General features: G+C 61.2%; 23 protein-coding genes and 1 pseudogene. 22 read left to right on the forward strand and 2 right to left on the reverse strand.

The window, feature by feature from the left end:
• Nucleotides 1–21 precede the first annotated feature (21 nt).
• From QBJ92_RS10805 to QBJ92_RS10825, 5 genes are all read left to right on the forward strand, one after another.
• On the forward strand, nt 22–912 hold the full coding sequence (locus tag QBJ92_RS10805) for an alpha/beta fold hydrolase (protein ID WP_277969704.1): 891 nt from the start codon (nt 22–24) through the stop codon (nt 910–912).
• A gap of 12 nt (nt 913–924) precedes the next feature.
• Entirely contained in the window at nt 925–1,314 is a 390-nt protein-coding gene (locus tag QBJ92_RS10810) for a hypothetical protein (protein WP_277969705.1), read from the forward strand.
• Nucleotides 1,315–1,374: 60 nt separating this feature from the next.
• Complete coding sequence (locus QBJ92_RS10815) at nt 1,375–2,322, forward strand: VOC family protein (protein WP_277969706.1); 948 nt, start codon at nt 1,375–1,377, stop codon at nt 2,320–2,322.
• A 620-nt stretch (nt 2,323–2,942) separates the two neighbouring features.
• Nucleotides 2,943–5,210, forward strand: a complete 2,268-nt coding sequence (locus QBJ92_RS10820; protein ID WP_277969707.1) for a TonB-dependent receptor — start codon at nt 2,943–2,945, stop codon at nt 5,208–5,210.
• Between the two features lie 94 nt (nt 5,211–5,304).
• Nucleotides 5,305–6,327 (forward strand): MBL fold metallo-hydrolase, encoded by a 1,023-nt coding sequence (locus QBJ92_RS10825; protein WP_277969708.1) that lies wholly within the window; start codon nt 5,305–5,307, stop codon nt 6,325–6,327.
• Between the two features lie 569 nt (nt 6,328–6,896).
• Here QBJ92_RS10825 and QBJ92_RS10830 read toward each other — a convergent pair.
• Nucleotides 6,897–7,463 carry a Rieske 2Fe-2S domain-containing protein gene (locus QBJ92_RS10830; protein WP_277969709.1) on the reverse strand — a complete coding sequence of 189 codons (567 nt, stop codon included), beginning with the start codon at nt 7,461–7,463 and terminating at the stop codon, nt 6,897–6,899.
• 359 nt (nt 7,464–7,822) lie between these two features.
• Between QBJ92_RS10830 and QBJ92_RS10835 the strand changes: the two genes are divergently transcribed.
• The 16 genes and pseudogenes from QBJ92_RS10835 to QBJ92_RS20640 all read left to right on the forward strand — a co-directional run.
• Nucleotides 7,823–9,064, forward strand: a complete 1,242-nt coding sequence (locus QBJ92_RS10835) for an NAD(P)/FAD-dependent oxidoreductase (RefSeq protein ID WP_277969710.1) — start codon at nt 7,823–7,825, stop codon at nt 9,062–9,064.
• A 300-nt stretch (nt 9,065–9,364) separates the two neighbouring features.
• Nucleotides 9,365–9,925 (forward strand): DUF1993 domain-containing protein, encoded by a 561-nt coding sequence (locus QBJ92_RS10840; protein WP_277969711.1) that lies wholly within the window; start codon nt 9,365–9,367, stop codon nt 9,923–9,925.
• 111 nt (nt 9,926–10,036) lie between these two features.
• On the forward strand, nt 10,037–10,648 hold the full coding sequence (locus tag QBJ92_RS10845) for a winged helix DNA-binding protein (RefSeq protein WP_277969712.1): 612 nt from the start codon (nt 10,037–10,039) through the stop codon (nt 10,646–10,648).
• A gap of 234 nt (nt 10,649–10,882) precedes the next feature.
• Nucleotides 10,883–11,446: an aromatic-ring-hydroxylating dioxygenase subunit beta gene (locus QBJ92_RS10850; RefSeq protein ID WP_277969713.1), complete on the forward strand. Its 564-nt coding sequence runs from the start codon at nt 10,883–10,885 to the stop codon at nt 11,444–11,446.
• 29 nt (nt 11,447–11,475) lie between these two features.
• Entirely contained in the window at nt 11,476–12,873 is a 1,398-nt protein-coding gene (locus QBJ92_RS10855) for an aromatic ring-hydroxylating oxygenase subunit alpha (protein WP_277969714.1), read from the forward strand.
• Between the two features lie 165 nt (nt 12,874–13,038).
• Complete coding sequence (locus QBJ92_RS10860; protein WP_277969715.1) at nt 13,039–14,052, forward strand: AraC family transcriptional regulator; 1,014 nt, start codon at nt 13,039–13,041, stop codon at nt 14,050–14,052.
• 374 nt (nt 14,053–14,426) lie between these two features.
• The gene (locus tag QBJ92_RS10865; RefSeq protein WP_277969716.1) at nt 14,427–15,257 is read left to right on the forward strand and encodes a TauD/TfdA dioxygenase family protein; all 831 of its coding nucleotides are present in this window, start codon (nt 14,427–14,429) and stop codon (nt 15,255–15,257) included.
• Between the two features lie 361 nt (nt 15,258–15,618).
• A complete protein-coding gene (locus QBJ92_RS10870) occupies nt 15,619–16,170 on the forward strand; it encodes an isochorismatase family protein (RefSeq protein ID WP_277969717.1) in 552 nt (183 codons plus the stop codon).
• Nucleotides 16,167–17,387, forward strand: coding sequence for an NADH-ubiquinone oxidoreductase-F iron-sulfur binding region domain-containing protein (locus QBJ92_RS10875; protein ID WP_277969718.1), 1,221 nt, complete (start codon nt 16,167–16,169; stop codon nt 17,385–17,387). Before QBJ92_RS10870 ends, QBJ92_RS10875 begins: the two co-directional genes overlap by 4 nt.
• Nucleotides 17,384–17,578, forward strand: coding sequence for a ferredoxin (locus QBJ92_RS10880; protein ID WP_277969719.1), 195 nt, complete (start codon nt 17,384–17,386; stop codon nt 17,576–17,578). The genes QBJ92_RS10875 and QBJ92_RS10880 overlap by 4 nt, the downstream gene beginning before the upstream one ends.
• Complete coding sequence (locus QBJ92_RS10885; RefSeq protein ID WP_277969720.1) at nt 17,578–18,357, forward strand: SDR family oxidoreductase; 780 nt, start codon at nt 17,578–17,580, stop codon at nt 18,355–18,357. Before QBJ92_RS10880 ends, QBJ92_RS10885 begins: the two co-directional genes overlap by 1 nt.
• Before the next feature lie 11 nt (nt 18,358–18,368).
• Nucleotides 18,369–19,382, forward strand: coding sequence for a hypothetical protein (locus QBJ92_RS10890; RefSeq protein WP_277969721.1), 1,014 nt, complete (start codon nt 18,369–18,371; stop codon nt 19,380–19,382).
• An 11-nt stretch (nt 19,383–19,393) separates the two neighbouring features.
• Nucleotides 19,394–20,503: a hypothetical protein gene (locus QBJ92_RS10895; protein ID WP_277969722.1), complete on the forward strand. Its 1,110-nt coding sequence runs from the start codon at nt 19,394–19,396 to the stop codon at nt 20,501–20,503.
• Nucleotides 20,496–21,377, forward strand: a complete 882-nt coding sequence (locus QBJ92_RS10900) for a nitrilase-related carbon-nitrogen hydrolase (RefSeq protein ID WP_277969723.1) — start codon at nt 20,496–20,498, stop codon at nt 21,375–21,377. The genes QBJ92_RS10895 and QBJ92_RS10900 overlap by 8 nt, the downstream gene beginning before the upstream one ends.
• Nucleotides 21,374–22,132 (forward strand): maleate cis-trans isomerase family protein, encoded by a 759-nt coding sequence (locus QBJ92_RS10905; RefSeq protein WP_277969724.1) that lies wholly within the window; start codon nt 21,374–21,376, stop codon nt 22,130–22,132. Before QBJ92_RS10900 ends, QBJ92_RS10905 begins: the two co-directional genes overlap by 4 nt.
• Nucleotides 22,133–22,284: 152 nt before the next feature.
• Nucleotides 22,285–22,926 (forward strand): annotated as a pseudogene (locus QBJ92_RS20640) (SDR family NAD(P)-dependent oxidoreductase); the annotation flags it as partial.
• A 200-nt stretch (nt 22,927–23,126) separates the two neighbouring features.
• Here the strand turns inward: QBJ92_RS20640 and QBJ92_RS10915 are convergent.
• Nucleotides 23,127–23,264 (reverse strand): hypothetical protein, encoded by a 138-nt coding sequence (locus tag QBJ92_RS10915; protein WP_277969726.1) that lies wholly within the window; start codon nt 23,262–23,264, stop codon nt 23,127–23,129.
• 298 nt (nt 23,265–23,562) lie between these two features.
• On the opposite strand from QBJ92_RS10915, the gene QBJ92_RS10920 reads away from it, so the two are divergent.
• On the forward strand, nt 23,563–24,123 hold the full coding sequence (locus QBJ92_RS10920) for a YkgJ family cysteine cluster protein (RefSeq protein ID WP_277969727.1): 561 nt from the start codon (nt 23,563–23,565) through the stop codon (nt 24,121–24,123).
• Nucleotides 24,124–24,201 lie beyond the last annotated feature (78 nt).

Raw genomic sequence — 24,201 nt, forward strand, 5'->3', positions numbered from 1 at the left:
TCGCTCTCAAGGAGATCAGAAATGGCTGACATCGAAACCTCTGCCGTCGCCGGAACAGGGGAACCCACCTTCGAGCAAACCAGTCGCTTCGTGGATACTCCGCGGGGGCGGCTGCACTATAACGAAGTCGGCAATGGACAACCGGTGATCCTGCTGCACGGCTCCGGCCCCGGTGCCACGAGCTGGACCAATTTCCTTCCGAACATCGGCCCGCTGTCGAAGACGTTCCGCGTGATTGCACTGGACGTGCCGGGGTGGGGGCTGTCGGCCCCCAACGACCCGACGGTCACGCCGATGGTCCCATCAGGAACGTTGGCGGTCCTCGCGCTGATGGATGCGCTGAAGATCGACAAGGCGGCGCTGGTTGGCAATTCGATGGGCGGCATGATCGCGCTGCATTTTGCGGAAACACAGAACGATCGCCTGACGCACCTGGTGACGATGGGATCGGGGCTGATCACGATCCCGTCGATCTTTTCCCCCGCCGGCTTGTCGGAAGGGATGAAGGTGCTCGTGCAAGCCTATCGCGACCCAAGTCCCGAGAGCTTCCGCAATCTCATCAAGGTCATGGTCTTCGATTCCTCGCTTGCGACCGACGCGCTGTTTGAAGCACGATCGAAGGCGGCCCTGGCCAATCCCGGCCATCTTACCAACTTCCTCAAGATGTTCGCACACCCCGGCGGCGTTCCCGTAACCGGCGAGGCGGTCGCCGCGCTGTCGAAAATCAAGACGCCGGCGTTGTTCATCCACGGTCGCGACGACCGCGTGTTGAGCATCGAGCATAGTTTGCGGCTTCTGAGCATCGTCCCCAATTCGCGGCTCCACGTGTTCAACCGCTGTGGGCACTGGGCGCAGATCGAGCATGCCGACGAGTTCAACGTGCTCGTCGCCAACTTCCTCGCAAGCAACTGACGAGCTCCCGTTGTGCGCGATCTGATCGGCGAACTGGCGACGTTTCGCAACAGCGTCCGGGTGCCCGTCCGCTTCACGCGCGTCACCTTCGATCTGGGGCGCGCGCGGGACTGGAAAGCCGTCGACATGCTGCTCCAGCGGGAGAACGGCGACACCCAGCGGTGTTCCACGGCAACGTTCAGTGCGCTGTCTGCCGCGGGCGATCCGTTTGCCGTGTGGCTACGAGCGGCGGATGGCAGTGAGACCGGGCCGTTCATAGCGGAAGCGATCGTCACCGGTATCCCGGTCTCGGCGGATTGCTTCGCTTTTTCACGACGGGAAGACGGCTTTTGGGAGGGCGTAACGATCACATTTCGCGGCGGAAGCGCCGCGGTTGTTCCTTACGCCTGCGACGCCTCGTGATGAGCGGCGATTACCACCGAGTTCAGCACCATCGTCTTTTTCTATAACGGAGAATTGAACATGAGCAGCAGCGCAACAGCCGTACAGCCGGCTCGGGTCAGTCAGATCGGATATCTCGGGCTCGGCGTCTCGAACCTCGAAAAGTGGCGGGAGTTCGCGCAGGAAGTTCTGGGGCTGCAGGACAATGGGGAGTCCGCAAACGGGGATCTCTTTCTGCGCATGGACGATTACCACCACCGGTTCATCCTCAGCCGCAACGATGCCGACGATCTGCTCTACGTCGGGTATGAAGTCCAAGACGAGGCTGCGCTCAACGCGGTAGCGGCGCAGTTGCGTGCCTATGGTATCGACGTTCGAGCCGGAAGCCCGGAACAGACGGCGGCCAGGCTCGTCAGTCGGATGATCTGCTTCGATGATCCCGATGGCATGGCGACCGAGATCTATTACGGTCCGCTGTTCGATCATGCGCCGTTCGTTTCGCCACGCGGCATCCCTCGGTTCGTCGCGGCTGAACTTGGGTTCGGCCACATCGTCATCGGCGTGCAGGACAAGGCCTCTTATGTTGACTATCTGACCAAGGGCCTTGGGGGGCGGGTCAGCGATCACATTTCGCTCGCGATTGGGCCGATGACGATCGATCTGACGTTCGTCCACGTCAATCCGCGGCATCACTCCGTCGCCGTGATGGTCTTGCCGGAAATGCCCGGCGCGCCGCCGCCGAAGCGTCTGCAGCACTTCATGCTCGAAGTTGAAGACGTCGATGTCGTCGGTGCGGCGCTGGATCTGTTCAAGCAGCGTGGCATGGCGACCGGCGCGTTGGGGCGTCATGTCAACGACCGGATGCTCTCCTTCTACGCAGATACGCCATCGGGCTTCCACGTCGAATACGGGTATGGCGCTTTGCGGATCGACAATGAAGACGAATGGACCGTCAAAAACTGGCAGGCATCAAGCTTCTGGGGGCACGGCATGCCGCCGCGGTCTCATCCCAAGCCCGGCGAGCAATAAGCCAGGGACGACCAGTCTCGTCGCACCACCCGGACCGAGCTGGATCTGGAAACGGGCGGGAAGCGGACGTAGCGCATAAACTGTTGTGCCGGGTTGCGGTGCGTTGAGACGTCATTTGACGTTTGACGTGATTGCGACCCGGTTAATTGTTGGGCCGCGTACAGCATTTCCGACGAGCCCTAGCGGTGCCGGGAGGAACCACGGCACGCGCGTTGAGCGCGCGTCCGCCTCATCGTTTCAAGCAGGATTTGGTGAGCACCTCGCCCATGCGGTCCTCACCGCCTTGACGGACCGGAAGCGACCGGTCTCCCCCCCCCCCCCACGCAGTTATCCCACATTCTGGTAAATCTTTTCGATCGGACGTGTCGCCAACGCACGCATGTCCCAATCCGGAAAGCTGGCGTCCCCGAACATAAAGTCTTTGCGTGAGACCTGACGTAGCATCGGGGCAACCAAAAACGTTAGAACAAATGGGGGGATACATGAAGTCGAGACTACTCGCCACATGTGCGGTCTGTGCCTACGCGCTGGTGTCGCATGGCGCCATCGCTCAAACCACACAACAGAGCACGCCAGTAACGCCCGCGACGCCCGAAGCCCCGGCCGCTCAGGCGCAGGCGATGGCCCCGAAACCTCTCGCCGCTCCCGAAGCCGGGCTGGCCGATATCATCGTCACTGCGCAGCGCCGATCGGAAAACCTGCAGAAGGCCGCGGTCGCGATCAGTGCCGTCTCCGGAGACGCGCTCGTTTCCGCCGGCGTCGTCAAGCCCGCCGATCTGACATCGATCGTGCCCGCGTTGCAGATCGCGCCATCGGCCGGTTCGTACAGCGTCTTCTATCTGCGCGGTGTCGGCACGCTCGGCGGGACCGCCTTCACCGACGCGGCGGTTTCTTTCAACTTTAATGGCGTCTTTATCGGCCGGGCATCAGGCACCAACGGTTTTTTCTATGACGTCGAACGCGTCGAGGTGCTGAAGGGGCCGCAGGGCACTCTGTATGGCCGCAACGCAACCGGCGGTGCGATCAACGTCCTCGCAAAGCGACCACAGCTGGGCACCTTGGGCGGCAGCGCAACGCTGGAATATGGCAATTACGATGCCCTGCGTCTCGAAGGCGTGCTCAACGTGCCGATCGGCGACAAGGTGGCGGTCCGCGCGGCCGTCAACCGGACGCGGCATGATGGGTATATGAACGGCGGAACCGACGATCAAAACGATCTTGGGGGACGTATCTCCGTACGAGCCGAACCAACCGACACGCTGTCGATCAATATCGTGGCGGATGCCTTCCGCCAGCGTGGCGTGGGCCCGGGCGGGATCGCGATCGAAAGCGGTGTCGAAGATCGCAACGGATATCAGTCGGCGGAGGGGACGGCCTTCGTCACCAAACAGCCCAATCTCCTGCTTGGCCGGACGTTCGCGCCGTATTCGACCCAGTCGTTCCTGCGGAACAGTTTCTGGGGTATTTCGGGCACCGTCGATTGGAAAACCCCGGTCGGCACGGTCACGATTGTCCCGGGTTATCGCGAGTCCAAACTTCGTAGCCTCAGCAGCGCCGTCGGTTTCTACATCGGACCCCGCGAACAGGATCGCCAGACCAGTCTTGAAGTCCGGTTGGCGTCGGACGACAATCGCCCGATCCGCTATTTACTGGGTGGGTTCTTCTACCGCGAAACCAACGACGTGCCGCAATTCTACGTCAACCAGCAGTCCAACGTCGTCAATCAGGTCTACCGCCTGACCAACAAGAACGGCGCCGCGTTCGGTCGATTGACCTGGGCCATCACCCCGGAATTGCGGGTGGGGGTCGGCGGTCGCTACACATCGGAGCACAAGACCCTCGATGGGACGCAGCAAAGTCTGCTCAAGGTTTGCGTGCGCCCGACCACCTATTTCCCCACGTACGTTCCCGGATGCCCCACGGCATCGGTTTTTCCTGTGAACTTCGCCGTGCCGACCCCGAATTTCGATCCCACCATCGACGGCACGATCACGGTACCGAATTTCATCAACAAGACCGGCGCCAACGCGCAGGGACGAACCTTCAACAAGTTCACCTACCGCGTTGGCGCGGACTGGGACATCACGCCTCGGAACTTGCTCTACGCGAGCTACGAGACTGGCTTCAAATCCGGCGGGTTCTACCTGACGGCCGATTCCGGGATCTATCAGCCGGAGAATATCGCCTCTTATACGATCGGCTCCAAGAACCGGTTCTTCGACAACAAGCTCCAGTTCAATCTCGAGCTGTTCTACTGGAAGTACAAGGACCAGCAGATCTCGCACTTCATCCAGGACAGTTCCGGTTCGACGCAGCTCGGGACCGAGAACGTCGGCCAAGCCGATTATAAGGGGATCGAGATCGAGGCACGCTATCTGCTGACGCGTACGACCGAATTCAACGCCGACGTCCAATATCTCGATGCCAAGTATAAATCCTTCGTCTACCGTGTTCCGAACCAGAATGGCGGCCAGGGTAATGGGACGGCGTGTGCGAGTACGTCCATATCGGCGCTGAGCTACACCGTCGATTGCTCGGGCAAGCGCCCGCCTTATGCGCCCACCTGGACGCTCAACCTGGGGGTGCAACAGACGGTCGATATGTCCGATGGTGGTCAAATCGTCGGCGGCGTTCGATCGCATTTCCAGACGCGAACACTGACCGGCCTCGAATTTACCGAAGTGCAGGTCCAGGGTGCCTATTGGCAGGCGGATGCGCAGCTTGGGTATACCTTCCCGAACAAGCGCATCACGGTTACCGCCTATGCGAACAACATCTTCGACAAGACGGTGTTCACCAGCGCATTTCCGGCACCGTTCGGATTGTTCAACAGTGCGCTCCTGCGTCCGCCCCAGACGTATGGCGTGCGCCTGGCGGCCAAGTTCTAAGCTGGTTCGACGATCGAGACATCAGCCATAACCATCTGATCTGGCTGTGAAATGGGGAAGTATGAATACGAACTTCAAAGTCTCGATCGTTGCCATGGCCACGGCCTTTCTTGCCTCGGCTGGCCAGGCGCAAATCTCTCCACCACAGCAAACGGCCAAGGAGCAACCGGCCGCGAGCAAGGCCGGTTCGCTCGCGCGGCTGGTCCTGCTCGGCACAGGCGGGGGGCCGATCGTCCGCGTAAAACGCTCGCAGCCGTCCAACCTCTTGGTGATCAACGGAACGGTCTATTTAATCGACGTCGGGGTCGGGACATTGGGCCGATTGGCGGCGGCTGGCTATCAGCCCGCTGAGGTCGATCAGGTTTTCATTACCCACCATCATCTGGACCATGATGGTGGTCTTGCCGACCTCATGGCTTTCAGTTGCGTCACTGGTCGGAACAACCGTGTAACCGTGACCGGTCCTTACGGAACGGACGACATGGTAAAGGCTGCGAGGGCCTATCTGAAGGTTCCCTTGCGGACCTTCACCGAACAGAGGATTTCGCCTGGCTGCGATCCCGAGACTGCCTTCGTCTCGACGACCGTATCCTCACCGGGCAAGGTGTTCTCGGATTCGAACGTGACCGTCTATGCTGCGGAGAACACGCATTATTCACAATTCCCGGCGGGTTCGAACACGGCTGATAAGTCGTACAGCTACCGCTTCGACACTGTAGCGGGATCGATCGTTTTTTCAGGTGACACCGGGCCGAGTTCGGCGGTCGCGGCGCTGGCGAAGGGCGCAGACGTTCTCGTGATCGAAGTGATCGACGAAGATGCGACGATGACCGCGCTATTGAACAAGAACAAGATGCTCAGCAGCAACCCAGCGCAGGCTGCCGCCCTCCGGGAGCATATGGCGAAGGAGCATCTCGCACCCAAGGAGATCGGCAAAATGGCCGCGGCAGCCGGGGTCAAGGCGGTGGTGCTGACGCATGCCGTTCCCGGTCTCGATGACGAAGTCACAGCAGCGGCCTATGTCAAAGGCATCGACACATACTTTCATGGGTCGATCTATGCCGGACGCGATCTGGACGAATTTTTCTTGCCGCAGTTCCAGGGACAGGCGCGCTGAACGTAGCTGGCGGGCGGAACTGGTATCGATATCGAGGGCGTGGGGAAGGGGGCTAGATGCTCGGACCGTCCCCACCCCTTTTCGCGCACTTTACTCCCGATCGATTAATGCCTTCAGCTTTCGGCGCGCATGCAGTTGGGGCGTATCGGCCTGAAGCTTGATCTCGGGATACTCGATCCCGCGGGAATCTCATCTGAGGGTCTCGCTGATCGCGCGGAGGATCACCTTGTCTCCGGTGAAAACGGTTTCGTCCCGGCCTGCATTGCCGCGATCGCCTCGCTCGGAAGTTTCACGTCCCAACCGAAGAGGTAGTGATATCGATATTTGTCCATGCTGATTGGCGTGGTCGCGTGAACGATGCGGAGGGTGTATTTCGATCGTCCCGCTGGCGTCGGCGCGTCATATTCGATTGTCTCGATGGCGTCGTGAACGGCGGGTGAGACGAACTCCCCTTCGGTTACGAACAAATTGGCAGGACAATCGAGTTCCGGTCCCGTGATCGCGCAATGCGCGGGTTGGAGCGGCCGATCGACAAATTCGCTGCGGAATTTGGCAGAGGTCGTGGTGGTCTACGCCTTGGGTGGCTTGATCCAGTCGGTGATGCCGAGCGAACCGATGTGGATGAACCCAAAGTGCGTGAGATCCAGGACATTGTCATGCAGCTGCATATAATTGCCATCCATTTCCAGAACGCCCGACGCGACGCTCCACGCATCCGAGAGCGCGCAGTCGGTATCGAGCGGCGCGACATACTCGGGGATCCGGGCAGGGTCTCCCATCCACACCCACACGAACGGCCCTTCCTCGCGGACGGGATAAGCGTGGACGGCGCAGCCCGACACGATCGTCTTCTGCGACGGGATTTTCATGCATTCGCCATTCGGGGCGAACGTGATGCCGTGATACGGGCATTGAATGGTATCGTCGATGACACGACCCAGCGATAGTGGCGCCCAGCGATGCGGGCATCGGTCGTCGAGCGCCACCACGTCGCTATTTCGTCTGCGGTAAAGGACGACGGTTCGGTCCAGCATCCATCGCGAGGTCGGTGCGTGTGTGATTTCCGACCCGAACGCAGCGACCAACCACGTATTGCGCGAGTAGTTTGCAGCGCCGCCGGCGCGATGATGGTTCACTGGCCAGCTCAGCGAAAGTCTCCCTTGGATCCACGGCGTGCTCGGGATGAAGCTCCGCGGGAATGGGTGGCTTGGCCAGAGCGACCAACCGCATCTTCGCGCGGTAGCGGCCAGACATACGGTCGCGCGCCGACCGTCGGGACGATACCGTAACCTTTCGAAGGGGTCGCCGAGGAGGCGACCGGTATTGCCACATCATGGGAGTGAGAAAGTAACGGGCCAATGTCAGCTTGATGCGTGCTGGAAAGTGCGCCGGGTCCGTCATAGTGTTCTCGCCAGCTTCAATCTGAGGAGGATAGCATGGTAGGAATTTCGCGTGACGGGGTCGCTCCGCGCTTCGGCCCGGTGATGGCGCAGGCATGACCGCATTGCAGTATGACGTGCTGATCGTCGGAGCTGGACACGGAGGCGCGCAGGCTGCTGTGTCGCTTCGTCTCGCAAAATTCGAAGGCAGCATCGCCGTGCTGGGCGATGAACCGGAGCTTCCGTATGAGCGACCGCCGTTGTCCAAGGAATATCTATCGGGCGACAAGAGCTTCGAGCGGATCTTGATCCGGCAGCCCAAATTCTGGGAAGAGCGTCACGTGGTGATGCTGCTTGGCCAGCGGGTGGTCCGCGTCGATGCGGAGGCGCATAGCGTCGCGCTGACCGATGGTTCGACCATTTCCTATGGCAAGTTAATCTGGGCCACCGGCGGCGCGCCGCGACGGCTGAGTTGCGCTGGTCACGACCTGGTCGGGGTCCACGGCGTGCGGACTCGCGCCGACGTCGATCGCATGCTGGGCGAGCTTGAGGCGACCCGAGACGTCGTCGTGATCGGTGGCGGCTATATCGGCCTCGAAGCCGCGGCGGTGCTGTCCAAGACGTTCGACAAACGCGTTACCGTGCTCGAAGCGCTCGATCGCGTGCTGGCGCGTGTCGCCGGTGAGCCGCTCTCGCGTTTTTACGAGGCAGAGCATCGTGCGCATGGCGTAGAGGTTCGGCTCAACGCCAAGGTCGGTTGTATCCTTGGCGACGGTCGCGTGAGCGGCGTCAGAATGGCCGACGGCGAGATCCTTCCCGCCGACATGGTGATCGTCGGGATCGGCATCATTCCTGCGGTCGAACCGTTGCTCGCAGCGGGGGCAGAGGGGGGCAATGGCGTCGAGGTCGATGCGTATTGCCGGACGAGCCTTCCCGACATCTACGCGATCGGCGACTGTGCGCTTCATGCCAATGCCTTTGCCGAACACGCGAAGATTCGGCTGGAATCGGTTCAGAACGCCAACGATCAGGCGAATGTCGCGGTCAGGGATATTCTAGGTGGCGGCGAACCCTATCACGCGGTGCCGTGGTTCTGGTCAAACCAATATGATCTGCGGCTTCAGACCGTCGGCTTATCGATCGGGTTCGACGAGGCGATCGTGCGGGGGGATCCGGCCACTCGCAGTTTTTCGATTATCTACTTGAAGGACGGACATGTCCTCGCGCTCGACTGTGTCAACGCCACCAAGGACTATGTCCAAGGTAAGGCGCTTGTCACAGGGCGCCTTGCGCCGGACAAGATCAGACTCGCCGATGTCGAGACACCGCTCAAAACGATCGCCCTCGAACTGGCGTAAGCAGTAACGGTGAAGCGGGTCGATAGAGCTACCTGACTGTTTCTAGTATATCGGTGGCGTTTTCCTAGCGTGTGACTTTGGGAATTGGGACTCCGTCTTGCGGATATGGGACAAGCCGGTCCACATCCCGCCTTTCGGATTGATCGAAAGGTGTCCGCTCCATAGGATCGTCAGGTGGCTATGGCCCGATCGCAGCGGTGTCATGAGCATGCGGATAGGATCGACCGATCGGTCTGCAGTTTGCGGAAGGGCGCACGTCGAACTCTCGTCACGTACCCTAAGACTATTTCCGGAGTTGCCATGTATTCGCTATACGACGCGATCGTCCCGACCTACGTCCAAATGTTGGGTTCGCTTCTTCACTTGCTCGACAAAGCCGAGGCGCATTGCACGGAGCATGCAGTGCCGCCAGCCGAGCTCATCGGCGCAAAGCTGGCCGACGACATGTACCCTTTTGCATATCAGGTGAAGTCCGCCGTTCTGCACTCGATTGGCGCCATCGAGGGCGTGCGACGCGGCAGCTTCTCGCCCGACCGTAGCGCGTTGCCCGAAACGTTCGAGGAATTGAGAACCCGCGTCGAGGCTGCGCGCGAGGCGCTGCTTGGCGTTGAGCGAGATAAAATGGAGTCATTCATCGGTCAGGACATGGCGTTCGTGGTCGGGGAAAAGCGGATCCCTTATACGGCCGAGAACTTCCTACTCAGCTTCTCGCAACCCGATTTCTATTTCCATCTGACGATTGCCTACGCGATCCTCCGCAACAAGGGCGTGCAGATCGGCAAGCTCGATTTCATGGGAAAAACCCGAACGAGGCGGGCTGTCCCAGCCGTAGAGGCGAACGATACGGTCAGGTTGGCGTGACCACCGTGGGACTGCACGGTGGTTTTCGCGGAATGTCCATGATACCGGGTCAGCATTCCACATACCGCGCAATGCCGCCCATGGCGAAATGACAAGAGCAGGATTTGGTTGATGAGCGCGACGAAGGCGAAGACCGATCTGCCATCGAAGTCCCGGAAGACCGCAACGGCCGCCGCCCCCCATTACGACAGCGTGAGCAACACGCCGCCCGAACATCTTTCGAAGCTTCCCGTTGAACTCACGTTGTCGGAGCTCGAATGGACGGTTCTGCGGGTGAGCGAGAGCTTCGCGCGGTGGGAGCAGAGCGTGATGAGCGCCGTCTCGGATATCGGGCTTGGATATCAGGACCATATGGTTCTCCACATGGTCGGTATTCAGAAACAGCCGCGCAGTTTCGTGCAGATCGCGCAGACGATGAACCGGCTGGATCTCCATAATATCAAGTACAGTCTCGGGAAGCTCGAGAAAAAGGGCATGGTGGAGCGGTCGAGAGAGAAGGGCGACAGGGCTTTCGCCTATTCGGCAACCGATGCAGGCGCAAAGGTCGTGCAAGCCTATGCCGAAGTCCGACGGCATCTGCTCATTCCGCAAGTGGAGTTCATCGGAAATTACGCTGAAACCATGGCGTCGGCGACACGCCTGTTGTCGTTGATGACCGCTATCTACGAGGAGCAGACCCGCGCGGCCGGCACGCTTGAGTGGGATGCGACGAACTCTGAATAGGGTAGTCTGAAAACTTCGTAAGCAGGCGCAATGCGGCCGCGGAACACGACGTTCCGCGGCCTTTTTTTATGTCTGCTAGCATGCCCCAAATTCTAGGAATCCCGCATGTTGAGAACATGCCCCTCAAGGGCGAGTTGACACCATGGCACCGGAAGAGGAACATCTTGTTCACAAACTGTGTATCTCACGAAGGCGCTTCGTAGAGGGACAGACTGAAGTTTCGGGAGGCGAAGGATGCAGGCGCAGGTCAGGATTGCTGCGGGAGAAGCGCAGCAGACGACTGCCCGACGGGTGCGGTCAAGTGCCCCTCTTTTTTGTGAAGTACAGGACTGGCTGTTCGACGAAGCCGATCTGCTCGACTCGATGCGCGATCGCGAATGGTGCGACACCATGCTGAGCAAAGACATCGTGTACCGAATGCCCGTCCGCGAAGTCGTCGGTCGCGGGATCAGTGCGGGGTTTATCGAGGGGGTGTACCACCTCAACGAGACTCATGGCACCATCAACATGAAGGTTGCCCGCAACGAGACCGGCTTCGCCTGGGCCGAAGACCCCGCCACCCGTACGCGCCATTTCGTGAGCAATCTTCGGGTATTCGAGCATGAAGATGGCACGCTTGAAGCGAAAAGCGCGCTGCTCCTCGTGCAGACCCGGCGCAGCGATACGCATGCCAATATCATCGCATCAGAACGCCACGATAGGCTGCGGCGCGAAGGCGAAACGCTGCGGCTGTTCAAACGCGACGTCTATGTCGATCTGACCGCGCTCGAGGTTCACAACCTCGCCGTCTTCTTCTGATCGCGCCCCGGAATTTGAGAGGAAGTCCCATGAATGCTCCCATCCAACACGAGCGTAGCGACACTTACGTTCGCGATATCATGCGGGAAGTGGACGACGGTGTGGGCGCCGGTTGGGTTCCTGCCCGGATCTTCGGCAACGAGCGAGTCTACAAGGAAGAGCTGCGCCGGATTTTCGCTCGCTGCTGGCTGTATCTCGGTCACGTTTCCGAGATCCCCAACCCCGGCGATTTCATGCTCCGGAAGATGGGGGAGGACGATTACATCGTCACCCGCGACAAGGACGGTAAGATCCATGCGATGCTCAACGCATGTCGCCACCGCGGCGTGCACGTGTGCCGCGTCGATCGCGGCAACGCGGAGCAGTTCCGCTGCCTGTATCACGGCTGGACGTTCGCCAATAATGGTGACCTGGTCGGCGGCCCGCTCTGGAAGAACGCTTATGGCGACATGTCGAAGAGCGAGAATGGGCTGCTCCATGTGGCGCAGCTCGATACGCACCAGGGTCTGATTTTCGCGACGCTCGATGCCAAGGCGCCGTCGCTCAAGGAATATCTGGGCGGGATGGCGTGGTATCTCGACCTGATCTTCGGCCTGAACGAGCATGGCGTTGAGTTCATGGGGCCGCCGCAGCGGTGCGTCATCCCTGGCGACTGGAAATCCGCCGCGGACAATTCGTGCGGCGATGATTACCATCTCCCGACTTTGCATAAGTCGATTGCCGAAGTGAACGCCTTCCCGGTGTCCTTCGTCGAGAACATGAAGGGGTATCACATCCAGGCAGCGCCAGGGCACAGCCTGAGCTTTTCGTCGGCGATGACCGAAGACGATCCGGGGCCGCGTTTCTTCGGGTCGCCGCAGAATCTGGTCGACAGTTTCAACACGTCGCAGATCAGCGCCGATCAGCTGCATGCCGCGCGCATGTCGCGCGTGATCGTCGGAAACGTGTTTCCGAACTTTACCTTCATCATCGTGCCGACGACCGACGATCCCAACCAGCCCCCGGTCGCGGGTATCTCGCTCAAGGTATGGCAGCCCAAGGGCCCGGACCGGATGGAAATCTGGAACCAGTTCCCCGTCTACAAGAACATGACGCAGGAGCAGAAGGAGCGCCAGTACGCGGTTACGCTCGCCAGTTTCTCGGTTGGGGGGCTGTTCGAGATGGATGACAGCGAGCCGTGGAGCATGATCCATCAGACCGGTGGCTCGGTGAGCGCAGAGGTGCTCGATCTCAAATTGAACTATCGCATGGGCTTGCCGGACACTGGAATTGCGCAGCGCCTGACCGATTTCCCGGGGCCCGGCGTCGTTTATGCACCGCGGTACGAGGAGGGGGTGCAGCGCAACCTCTATAAATTCTACGCGGACATGATGAGCGCGCCGCTCGACCAGTGGCCCGAGACATCCTTTCCCAGCGATGAGCTTTGAGAACCTTCCGGTGGGCGGAAAAGCGATGCGTTAATCGGCTTCTGGTCTGCCTTTCTGGGTTCGGTAACTCCCGAACCTTGAGGTCAGAACGGACAGCCAATTGGAGAATGTAAGATGCTCCAGGAACTCACTATTCGCGCGAGGCTTCTTCGGGGGTTTGATCGGATGGCAACCGATGTCGGGCTCGATGTAACCAGTTTGCTCGATTCCGTGGCGATCGATCGACGCTACCTTCGCGAACCCGAGTTCCGCCTGTCGGCCTTGTCCGTAAGCAGGTTGCTGGAACGCGCATCAGAGGCCGCAAAGGTCGGCGATTTCGGGCTCCAGGTCGCGATGCAACAAGGATCCCCGGACTTCGGTCCACTGGCGCTTCTCATGCGCGAGGAGGCCAACGTCCGTGCCGCGCTACGGACCCTGTCGGCAAACCTTGCGATCAATACCGATGCGTTTTCGATCACGCTGAACGAGGACGACGAGGATCCGATCCTGATGCAAAATTTCAGTCTCGATCGTGTGACGTCCGGCCGCCAGCTTGTCGAACTGACCTGTGCTCGACTGGTCCAGATCATCCGGCAACTGATTGATCCAACATGGAAGCCGCAATTGGTCTGCTTCGCGCATCCAGTGTCGCCATATCGCCACCGCGCCTACACGCTGTTCCGCTGTCCGGTGGAGTATGGCCATGATTTTACCGGCATCGTCATGCGCCAATCGGATCTCGATACCCCCCTCAACGGGGCGAGCATGGATTTGCGGCGGCATGCCGAAGCCTATTTGAAGACGCTTCGTATTGGATCGGCAGTGCGGTTCGACCAGCGGACGATCAACATCATCTTGAGCCTTCTTGCGCGTGGCGAGACGTCTGCCGATCTTACGGCGGCGCAACTCGGCATCACCCGGCGGACGCTCAATCGCAAGCTTGGGCAATTGGGCCATAGTTACTCGACACTTCTGCAATCGATCCGCACCGAAATTGCGCAGACGTTGCTCGAAGAGAATGTGAAAACGTTGTCTGAGATCAGTTACGAACTCGGCTTTCGGAGCTTGAGCGCCTTTTCGAGTTGGTTCCGGAAAAGCTTCGCATGCGCCCCGATCGAGTGGCGGCGCCACCGCGTTCGAGAGAATGAGGCCGTTCATCATACCGGCCGCTTTAGTGAGACGTACCTCATCCAGGCATGACCGTGATCAGGGCGGTCAGGTCCGTCGGTTGGCGATGACAATTTGAAGCTGCAGCGTCCACCAATTTACAAGGCAAGGGTTTCGATGACCGATCAGGATCCGACCGAAATAGAGGCGGAGATTATAGCGTCGAGGCTGCCCGTCGCTTCGCCCCGGTCACTGAAAACGCGTCGAAAGCAAGGCCGCTGGAAGATCCCATAATGTCCCATTTTATCAAGCAAATGTCCCGTCCCGAACACCTGGCTCAATTAGTGCCATGATATCGTAGCGGTAGAATTTAGTATTGCCGTTTGGATAGACGTCGCATCGAAGTTGCGCGGCAGCAAACATAACGGCCGGTTTGTGAATTGCCATAATACTGCAGGAGATGATCGATGAGTTACGACGTTCTGGATGTTCGGCCGTTGACCAAGCGGATCGGAGCCGAGATTTTCAATGTCGATCTTACCAAGACCTTGAAGAACAAGGAGCTTGAAGAGATCCACACCGCGTTGATGGAACATCAGGTCATCTTCTTCAGAGACCAGAACATCGATCATGAGAGCCATAAGCGGCTCGGTCGTGCCTTCGGGGAGCTCGTCCAGCATTCCGGCGTGGCGGGCCTGCCCGATGAACCCGATATCGTCCGTATCCATGGTGACCACAATTCGGTGGCGGTCGCCGGAGAGGATTGGCACTCGGACATGAGTTTCGATGAAAAGCCCCCAATGGGGAGCATCCTCCACATCCACACGCTTCCGGAAAGCGGCGGGGATACGCTCTTCGCGAGCGCCTATGCCGCGTATGACGGCCTTTCCGAACCGATGAAGGCGTTCCTGGCGCCGTTGACGGCGGTGCACGATGGGAACCACGTGTTCGGCATCATCGCGGACGAGGACACGACCTATCAGCGCAAGGCCAACCGGTTCGCGACCACGCGTCATCCGATCATCCGGACGCATCCGGTGACGAAGCGCAAGCTGCTGTTCGTCAACCAGCTCTACACCACCAAGATCCCGGAGCTGTCGGACAAGGAGAGCGCGGGCGTTCTCAAGGTGTTGTTCGACCATATCAACGATCCGAACTTCCACGTCCGTTTCCGCTGGCGCCCGAACTCGATCGCCTTTTGGGACAACCGGTGCACGCAGCATTTTGCCGTTTGGGACTATTTCCCGGAAACACGGTCGGGCTTCCGGGTCACGATCGCGGGCGACAAGGTGTACTGAGCACAGACGATCCAGCGGTAGCATCGTACCATCGACCAGAGCGCGAAAACGCGCCTGGTCGCGACGGGCCATGGGGCGGTTCCCTACGCTGTCACATTAGCGGAAGTTTATGTCCCATCTCGTCAATCTGGAGGGCGCGCACGAATGGTAGTGCCCCTCACAGTCGGGCCTTTGCCTGCGTTCCTCACGAGCCGTGGCGGTACGGCGTTCGTACCTTCAATCAAGGAGAAGTGTCGTGGCCGTGAGGCATGAGAGCGGGTCTGCAGAGAATGAGGGCGACCGGCGGATTGCTCTGCAGGACCTCTATGCCAAACGCGGCATCGGGAACCGGATCGAACCCGGCGAACGGTGTGCGGTCCTCGTGGTCGACTTCATCAACGGCTTCACCGATCCAGCGTATGCGTGCGGCGCCGATTGCGACGCGGCCGTAGCGGCGACGGCGACACTTCTCGCAGCCGCGCGGATCGCGAAGACGCCCGTAATTTTCTCGACGATCGTCTTCGATCCTGCGCGGGCTTCGTCATCCGTTTGGCTCGCTAAAATGCCAGCGATGAAATGCCTGACTCCAGGTAGCAAGGCAGTGCAGGTCGACCGCCGCCTCACCCTGCGGGACACGGACATCCTGCTTACCAAGACCGCAACGTCGTGTTTTACGGGCACCGATCTGTCGACGGTACTCGTTCAGACGGGAGTCGACACGCTCGTTATCGCAGGGGCAACCACCTCGGGGTGCGTGCGCGCAAGCGCGGTGGACGGTTGCATGAGCGGTCTGCGTGTTTTCGTGCCGCGCGATTGCGTGGCGGATCGCGCCAGCGGTCCCCATGAGGCGAGCCTCTTCGATATTCAGGCCAAATACGGCGAGGTCATCGACCTGGATTCCGCCATTGCCATCGCTGCGGCGGGCGGACAGTGAGCCAAGTCTCGCCCATCCCGAAGGCATATGCCGACCCGACGATCGAGCCTCGACTGGTCATGGGGGATGGCCCGCTGAGTCTGGAGCAGGAACGCGCGCTCGGGACCTATTCGGCGGTCGACATGACCGTCCTGATCGATGAGCTTGAAGCCGCTGGGTTGCGAGGGCGCGGTGGCGCAGGGTTCCCCGCGCACGTGAAATGGCGAACCGTGGCGGCGGCGTCGGGCCCGAAGGTCATCGTCGGTAACGGTGAGGAAGGGGAGCCTTCCTCGTTCAAGGACCGCTGGCTGTTGGTCAACCGTCCGCATGCCGTTCTGGACGGCCTGCTGATTGCGGCGGATGCGGTTGGTGCGGAACGGATCGTGCTTTACGTCTCGCATGCCGACGCGATCGCTTCCGCCCGGCGCGCGGTCGCGGAACTGGTCGCGGCGGACTGCCATGCGCGCGCGTCGACGATCACGATTTTCGAGGTCGCGCCGACCTATGTCGCAGGCGAAGAGTCCGCAGCTTGCCGCGCGATCAGTGGCGGTCCAGCGCTTCCGCTCGCAAAGCCGCCCCGCGTGTTCGAGGCCGGGGTCGATGGACTCCCGACGCTGGTGGCCAACGTCGAGACGCTGGCGATGGCGGCGTGGATCGCCCGAAAGGGTGCGATCGCCTACCGCAAATATGGCACCGATACCTCGCCCGGCACCGCGCTCATCACGCTGAACGGCGATTGCTCCAAACCCGGGGTGTTCGAAGTGGCCTATGGCACTGCGCTTTCGGACGCCTACGCTCGGCTTGCTGGCGGGTTGGACGGGCCGATCGTCGCGATCCTTGCGGGCGGCTGGTTCGGGGGCGTCCTGCCCGGGAGCCTGATCGACATCCCAATGAGTTTCGAGGATCTTCGCGACCAGAAAAGCGGTTTCGGCTGCGGGTCGTTCACGGCACTCACTGCAGCCTCGCGCCCGATCAAGATCGTTGCCGAAATTGCGGCCTGGTATGCCCGCGAGACGGCGGGGCAGTGCGGGGTCTGCGTGAAGGGCACGCAGGCGATATCAGGCGCGCTAGCCGAGGTAGAGGCCGGGACGTCGACCGACGCCACACTGACGAATCTACGACGCTGGGGATCGTCCCTCGGCGGTCGCGGCGCCTGTTCGTTCCTCGACGGCGCGGCGACCCTCGCGCGCACCGCCGTCGAAGCGCTCGCTGAAAGCTCCATGGAGGTAGCACGATGAAGGTCAATTTCGACGGGACCAAGTGCACGGGGTACGGCATTTGCGCCGAACTGTGTCCGTCCATGTTTTCGCTTGATGAGTTCGGCTTTCCCGAACTGATCACGAACGGCGCGGTACCGGGCGGCGATGAGGACAAGGCGATGGATGCCATCGCGCAATGCCCCGAAAAAGCTCTCGCGGTGGCAAGCTAATGGCGCTGGACCTCGGCTTGGAAGGCAAAGTCGCGCTCGTGCTCGCCGCGTCCAGTGGCATCGGTCGGGCGACCGCGCTGCGGCTTGCCGCCGAGGGCGCTACCGTCGTCATCGTCGGTCGGAACGAAGCGAAGTTGCAAGAAGTCGCTTCGCACGGTGCCAACATCCATCCGGTCGTGCTAGATCTCGCTTCCGACGCGGTCGCGGATCTCGTGCCGCAAGTTTTGGCGGCGCACGGCACGCTCGACATCGTGATCCTGAATACCGGCGGACCGACTATCCAGCCGTTCGTCGATGCGACGATCGACCAATGGGACGGCGCTTATCGCATGCTCTTCCGCCCGGTTGTCACGGTCGCGCGCGCGGCGGCGGTCCACATGGCGGCACGCAAGACCGGGTCGCTGTTGTTCATCACCTCGACCTGGACGAAGCAACCGGCCCCCAACAGCTGTCTTACGGCGACCTTCCGGGCCGGGCTGAGCGCGCTCGTGAAGTTGCTCTCGCTCGAGCTCGGGCCGGATCAGGTTCGGGTCAACCAGTTGATGCCGGGCACTACCGCGACCGATCGGATGGAGACGCAAATCTCCGGGCGCGCCGAGCGGAACGGCACCTCGATCGAGGCGGAGTTCGAGAAATCTGTGGCCGCGATCCCGCTTGGCCGCTGGGCTAGGCCCGAGGAGACCGCCGATGCGATCGCCTTCCTGGTGTCCAATCGCGCGCAATACATCACCGGCCAGACGATCGCCGTCGACGGCGGGTCGATCAAGACTGTCTTCTGAGGAGATTCGAAGTGCCGGCAACGCTCAGCGAGCTATTCGCGACTCAATTTCAGCTTTGCAATATCGGTAGCGGCCAGCTCGTCGGTGTCATCGCCGAACATGGTCAAAAACTGGACTATGTCGATGCGGCCGTTGCGGGCGCCCGGAGCGTCGGTGCCAGCGCGGTCGTCCTGACCGCGTCGAGTCTGTCCAACCCCACGCTGCCCGGGCTCGAGCACAAGGCAGGGCCGGACGTGCCCGCCTTGCTGGCGGCCGCGGGCGAATGCGACATGGTCATCGACGTGACTGTCGGCGGCTTGATCCATTCCGACGTTCGCACGCGGATCACGGGGGCTGGGCGGCGGATGTTGTTCGTGGCGGAGCCTTCCGACGTGCTCGAACGCCTCATCGGGACTGCCGAGATCCGCCGTCGCGTCGAAGCCGGTCGCGACCTTTTGAAGGCCGGGAAGCAGCTCCGCGTGACCAGCGCGGGCGGCACCGATTTCGTTGCCGACATTTCCAGCGATGATTTGCCGATCACTTGCCAATGGGGCTTCGTCGACGAGCCGGGCCGGTGGGACCATTGGCCGAGCGGTTTCATCGCATGCTTCCCGACGGATGGCAGCGTCAACGGCACGATCGTGCTCCAACCCGGAGACGCGCTCATCCCGTGGCAGCGTTACGTCCAGCAACCCGTGGAATTGACCATCGAGAAGGGCTTCGTCCGCAAGATCGAAGGCGATGGGATCGATGCGGCGAACCTTCGCGATTACCTCAGCACTTGGGGCGACGAAGCGGTGTACGCGACCTCGCACATGGGGTGGGGCGTTCATCCTGCCGCATCCTGGTCGGCGTTCGAGGTCTACAACCCGCGCACGCTGTACGGGCAGGAACTCCGGTCGGTCGAGGGCAACTTCATGTGGTCGACCGGCTCGAACCGTTTCGCCAATCGCGAAACGCCCGCACACCTCGACATCCCGATGCGCGGTTGCACGATCGCCGTAGATGACACGGTCGTGGTGCGCGACGGCGCGCTTACCCTCTGAGGAGTAGACACATGGACCGCAAGACAATCGAGAAGGCGATCCTCTCGCTCGGCGAGAACAAGGACCTCCTCGCGCGCTTCAAGCGCGACCCCGTCGTGTTAGGGGCCGAGCTCGGGATCGATGCCGAATGGAGCGAGGTGATTGCCAATGGCGATCGCGACCGTCTTCGTTCGGAAGGCCTCGCCGATGGGATCACCATTCTGGTGACCCGCTGGTTCAAGGACGATGTGACTGACAGTACGAGCACGGGGAAGTTCGTGTTCGACGGACGAGTCAGCACGGAACCGCCCCAGCCGCCTGCCAATCTCTACTTCGCCGGCGGTTGCAGCCATGTCCCCGACCTCATCGCGCGTCCCGAGATCGATCCGGCCGATGCGGTGCAGCGGTTGCTGGACGGCTATGGACGGTTGAAGGCGAATATCGCTGCGGCCAATCTCGATGTCCTGCTGATCAGCGCCGATTGCCATTTTCAGAGCTTCGAGACCGCGGCGACCGTGATCGGCGTTGGCGAGACGCATGCCGGATCCATGGCGTTCTTCAAGCGTCCCGATCTGGACGCGTCGGTCCCCGGCGATTCCGCGTTTGCGCTCGAACTCGTCGAAGCGGTGCGGGCGGCGGGTCTCGAAGTCGAAGCGTCGTCCAAAGTCGAGCTCGATCACGGCCTCGTCGTCCCGCTACGCGTGATGCTGGAGGACGGCAGCATTCCGGTCGTCCCGATCATCACCCAGCCGGCGCGCGGTTTCTCGCCCTTCGGGGCCAAGGCCTTCGGCGAGGCGTTGCGCGGCGCGATCGAGCGCTCCGGGAAGCGCGTGGGCTTCCTTGCCACGGGGGGGCTGTCGCATTGGCTCGAACCCGGCAAGTACGGGAAGGTGGACGAGGCCTTTGATGGGTTCCTGCTCGATCTCCTCAAGGCGGGCCGTGGTCTCGATATCAGCAATTTCGAACCGTATCCGCTGCTGGACCACGGGCAGTATGAGATCCTCAATTGGGTGATCATGCTCGCCGTCGTCGGCGCCGGCGTCAAAGGCGAGGTCTACGCCTATGAACCGATGGAGAACTCTGGCGGCGGTTGGACCGTGGCGAACATGAAGTTCGAGCCGAAGGTGGTGGCGCGTGCCTGACGCTCAGTGCGTCCGGATCGGGATCTCCCAGTGGCGCGCAACCCGGGACCGCGCCGCCAACCTCGACATCGCTTGCGATTTGGTTCGGCAATGCGCCGCCGACGGCGCCGATCTCGTCCTTCTCCCCGAAAACGGCCTGCATCTGGGCACGAACGTGGAAATGCGCGAAGCGGCGTTGCGCACCGGCAGCGCTGAACTGCAGCAGCTCGCGGATGTTGCGCGCGAGACGAAGACGCCCGTGCTGCTGGGGGGCTTCAAGCACCTCGGGGCCGATGGCGTCATCCGTAACTCGGCGGTGCTGTACGACGGGGAGGGTGCCCTCGTCGCACAATATGACAAGATCCACTTGTTCGATGCGCGGATCAACGGGCAGTCGTTCGAGGCATCATCCGTCGAACAGGGCGGCACCCGTCCGCTCATCGTCAAGATCGCCGGGGTGAAGATCGGCGTCACGATCTGCTACGACGTCCGCTTCCCGGAACTCTACCGGCAACTGGCATTGGCGGGCGCGGAGATCATTCTCGTCCCCGCAGCTTTCACCCAGACGACCGGCGAAGCGCATTGGGAAGCCCTGCTGCGCGCCCGCGCGATCGAGAATGAATGCTTCATCGTCTCCTCCACCACGGTTCGCGGTGACGATGGCACGGACGCCTTCGAAACCTACGGCCACGGTCTCGTGGTCGAACCGTGGGGGAAGGTGATCGTCGACCTCGGCATCGCAAGCCCGACCTGCCAGGTCGTGGAGCTGGACCTCGGTCTGGTCGCCAGTGCCCGCGACAAGCTTCCGGTGCTCCACCATGTGCGGCCCGACGCATATGGGACGCCCGCCGTCGTAACCCTCGCCCCGTACCGCATGGAAGAAGCCACGCTATGAGCGATTTTCGTATCGGGCTGATCGTCCCGAGTTCTAACACCACGATGGAAACCGAGATTCCTGCGATGCTGTTGCGTCGGCAGCAGATCCTGTCCGAGGATCGCTTCACCTTCCACTCGTCGCGGATGCGCATGAAGCATGTGACACCGGACGAATTGAAGGCAATGGACGTGGAATCATTACGCTGTGCCGTCGAACTGGCGGATGCGCGGGTCGATGCGCTGGCCTATGCTTGCCTGGTCGCGATCATGGCACAGGGGCCGGGCTATCACCGCCAAAGCCAGCAGGCGATCGGGCGACTGGCGATGGAAACCGCCGGAAATCCCATTCCCGTGATTACCTCGGCGGGCGCCCTCGTCGAAGCGCTGAAGCATATCGGCGCCCGCAAGGTGTCTATCATCACTCCGTACATGAAGCCGCTGACCAAGCTGGTCGCCGACTATATCGAGGCGGAGGGGATCGAGGTGCAGGACTCGCTTAGTCTTGAGATAGCGGACAATCTGGCCGTGGGGCGTCTGCCGCAGGATCGCTTGCCGGAATATGCGAAGAAGGTCGACAGCGCCGGGGTCGACGCGCTGGTGCTCTCGGCATGCGTCCAGATGCCATCGCTGAACGCCATCCCCGTCGTCCAGCGCCAGTTCGATATCCCGGTCCTCAGCGCAGCGGTCGCGACCGTCTGGAAAATCCTGAACGAACTCAAACTCGAACCCGTCGTGCCTGAAGCCGGTCGACTCCTCGAAGTGAAGAAACACTAGCGATAGTCGTTCTAGGTCGCGCTTTGTCAGCGGTGCGCGCCGTCGCACTGAGCAAAGATGGCGTAACGACCTTCGATACCGCACACCGGTTCACATCCGTCCCGCGCGACCAAGAAGCGAATATGGGCATGAGGCTCGACAGGAAAGTGGCTATGGTCACCGGGGCTGGCGGCGGTATCGGGCGCGGGATCGTTGACCGCTTCATCCGCGAGGGAGCGCGCGTGTGCGCCGTTGATGTCGATAAGGATCGGCTCGCACCCCTCGCGGATCTGCACGGTGCCGCCGTGTGTACGGTCGCTGCGGATGTTTCGACTTGGGCCGGCAACACTTTCGCTGTCGAAAGTGCGCCCAATGCATTCGGACGGCTCGACACATTCATCGGGAACGCCGCCATCTTCGACCACGGGACCAGGCTCAAGGCGATTGCCGGTGACCAGATCGGACCTGCCGCGGCCGAACTTCTTGGCGTCAACCTCGTTGGATATCTTCTCGGCGTGCGTGCGGCTATGGAAGCGCTTCGGCGATAGAACGGAGGCGCAATCCTTACCGGATCCTTTGCGAGTGCCGAGCCTTCCGGTGGCGGCATTCTCTATACAGATTCGAAACATGGCGTCGTGGGTGCCGCGAAACAACTCGCATACGAACTGGCTCCCGCAGTCAGAGTAAACGGAGTATCGCCTGGAGTTGCCCCGACCGTGCTAAAGGGGGTTGGAGCGCTTGGCCAGAAAGAGCAGTCCGCCGTGTTTCCTGGGACGGAGGCGATCTTGCCGCTGGGCAGGGTCCCGGCTTCCGCAGACTTCGGCGGCCTTTACGCGTTTCTCGCGTCCCCAGATGCCCAGCATATCACCGGAAGCTGTTCGCAGCGGATAGCGGAATTGCGATCAGAGGCATCGGCTGACAGTCAGTCCAAGACGCCCCAGCCTGATTCTATTACCTATGCCGGGCCTCGATCATACGAAATTGCATGCCGCATTCTGTCTTTATCGACGTGGGGTCAGCCCACCATCTTGAGCGACTTGTCCAGCATCGTGAGCTCGAGCGGCGTGAGGCCTGCGCGCGGATCGTCGTTGAGCCGCCGAGCAGGCTGGGCGGCTTTTTTGGACCAAGCTGATCCCTGCGTTCTCCGTACCATGTTTCACTACCTTAAGAGATATTTAACCAGTTCCGCACGCCAACGCCAAACCGCGGCGTCCGTTCCCAAACCGGACAGAGATGGCCGTTTAATCCATGTGCCAAATCGGTACGGGTACGGGATATGCCAGCACCGTACGACGGTCGCATTTCCCCTCTAAAAAAAGCATCGAGCGAACCCTCCCCTGTTACTGGGTGAACCAGCTCAGCCGATCAAGTTCGTCGAATCGACCTACCAACCGGCCTCGGACGCACCGACTTTGCTTGTCTTTCCATCACGGTCGGGGCAATCCGCTGGGATGCAGGCCGAGGAGAATTTGGAAGCGATACTGCTGGGGGCGGTCCTCGCCGATCGCGCATGTGGGGATTGCACTGCATGCTGCACCGTCCTGACGGTGGACACACCCGAATTTCGCAAGCCCGGCGGAACGCCATGCGACTATCTCGTGGCCCAGGGGTGCAGCATTCATGCGTCCCGGCCGCATATCTGCCGGACATGGTTCTGCGGTTGGAGGCGGACGGCCGCGATGCCGGACCAAGCTCGCCCGGATCGGTCCGGCCTTCTGGTGTCGCTCAATTTCGGGCGCGCGCCGCGCAACTGCTTCGAAGGCGTCTCGATCATTGTCCGCACGACCGATCCGGGTGCCGCCATCGACAAGAGCATGGCCGCAGCCGTTCTCGACAGCCTGTGCGATCGGCTGGTGCCCGTGTGGTTCAGCGACGGGGCAAAGAAGATGTTGATGCACCCCAGCGACGACGTCGCCACCCTTGTCCTCTCCGGGGATACGGCACCCGTGCATCTCCAGGCGGAAGTCGCGGCGTGGCGCGAGCAATACGGGGTCTTCGGGGCGACCGCCTAGCGTTTCCCCAAGCCGGGAATGTCAGGCGACCGAAACGCATCTCGACCGTTGTGCGGTCTTGAGGAGTGCTGTTTCATG

The sequence above is a fragment of the Sphingomonas echinoides genome, assembly GCF_029623395.1.
Taxonomy (GTDB): Bacteria; Pseudomonadota; Alphaproteobacteria; order Sphingomonadales; family Sphingomonadaceae; genus Sphingomonas; species Sphingomonas echinoides_A.

Coding starts and splice junctions, on each gene's coding strand:
- QBJ92_RS10855 (WP_277969714.1), top strand. CDS start 11,476: ATGAATGCTCCCATCCAACACGAGCGTAGCGACACTTACGTTCGCGAT.
- QBJ92_RS10825 (WP_277969708.1), top strand. CDS start 5,305: ATGGCCACGGCCTTTCTTGCCTCGGCTGGCCAGGCGCAAATCTCTCCA.
- QBJ92_RS10850 (WP_277969713.1), top strand. CDS start 10,883: ATGCAGGCGCAGGTCAGGATTGCTGCGGGAGAAGCGCAGCAGACGACT.
- QBJ92_RS10915 (WP_277969726.1), bottom strand. CDS start 23,264: ATGGTACGGAGAACGCAGGGATCAGCTTGGTCCAAAAAAGCCGCCCAG.
- QBJ92_RS10865 (WP_277969716.1), top strand. CDS start 14,427: ATGAGTTACGACGTTCTGGATGTTCGGCCGTTGACCAAGCGGATCGGA.
- QBJ92_RS10880 (WP_277969719.1), top strand. CDS start 17,384: ATGAAGGTCAATTTCGACGGGACCAAGTGCACGGGGTACGGCATTTGC.
- QBJ92_RS10840 (WP_277969711.1), top strand. CDS start 9,365: ATGTATTCGCTATACGACGCGATCGTCCCGACCTACGTCCAAATGTTG.
- QBJ92_RS10835 (WP_277969710.1), top strand. CDS start 7,823: ATGACCGCATTGCAGTATGACGTGCTGATCGTCGGAGCTGGACACGGA.
- QBJ92_RS10920 (WP_277969727.1), top strand. CDS start 23,563: ATGCAGGCCGAGGAGAATTTGGAAGCGATACTGCTGGGGGCGGTCCTC.
- QBJ92_RS10905 (WP_277969724.1), top strand. CDS start 21,374: ATGAGCGATTTTCGTATCGGGCTGATCGTCCCGAGTTCTAACACCACG.
- QBJ92_RS10820 (WP_277969707.1), top strand. CDS start 2,943: ATGGCCCCGAAACCTCTCGCCGCTCCCGAAGCCGGGCTGGCCGATATC.
- QBJ92_RS10805 (WP_277969704.1), top strand. CDS start 22: ATGGCTGACATCGAAACCTCTGCCGTCGCCGGAACAGGGGAACCCACC.
- QBJ92_RS10860 (WP_277969715.1), top strand. CDS start 13,039: ATGGCAACCGATGTCGGGCTCGATGTAACCAGTTTGCTCGATTCCGTG.
- QBJ92_RS10845 (WP_277969712.1), top strand. CDS start 10,037: ATGAGCGCGACGAAGGCGAAGACCGATCTGCCATCGAAGTCCCGGAAG.
- QBJ92_RS10815 (WP_277969706.1), top strand. CDS start 1,375: ATGAGCAGCAGCGCAACAGCCGTACAGCCGGCTCGGGTCAGTCAGATC.
- QBJ92_RS10885 (WP_277969720.1), top strand. CDS start 17,578: ATGGCGCTGGACCTCGGCTTGGAAGGCAAAGTCGCGCTCGTGCTCGCC.
- QBJ92_RS10895 (WP_277969722.1), top strand. CDS start 19,394: ATGGACCGCAAGACAATCGAGAAGGCGATCCTCTCGCTCGGCGAGAAC.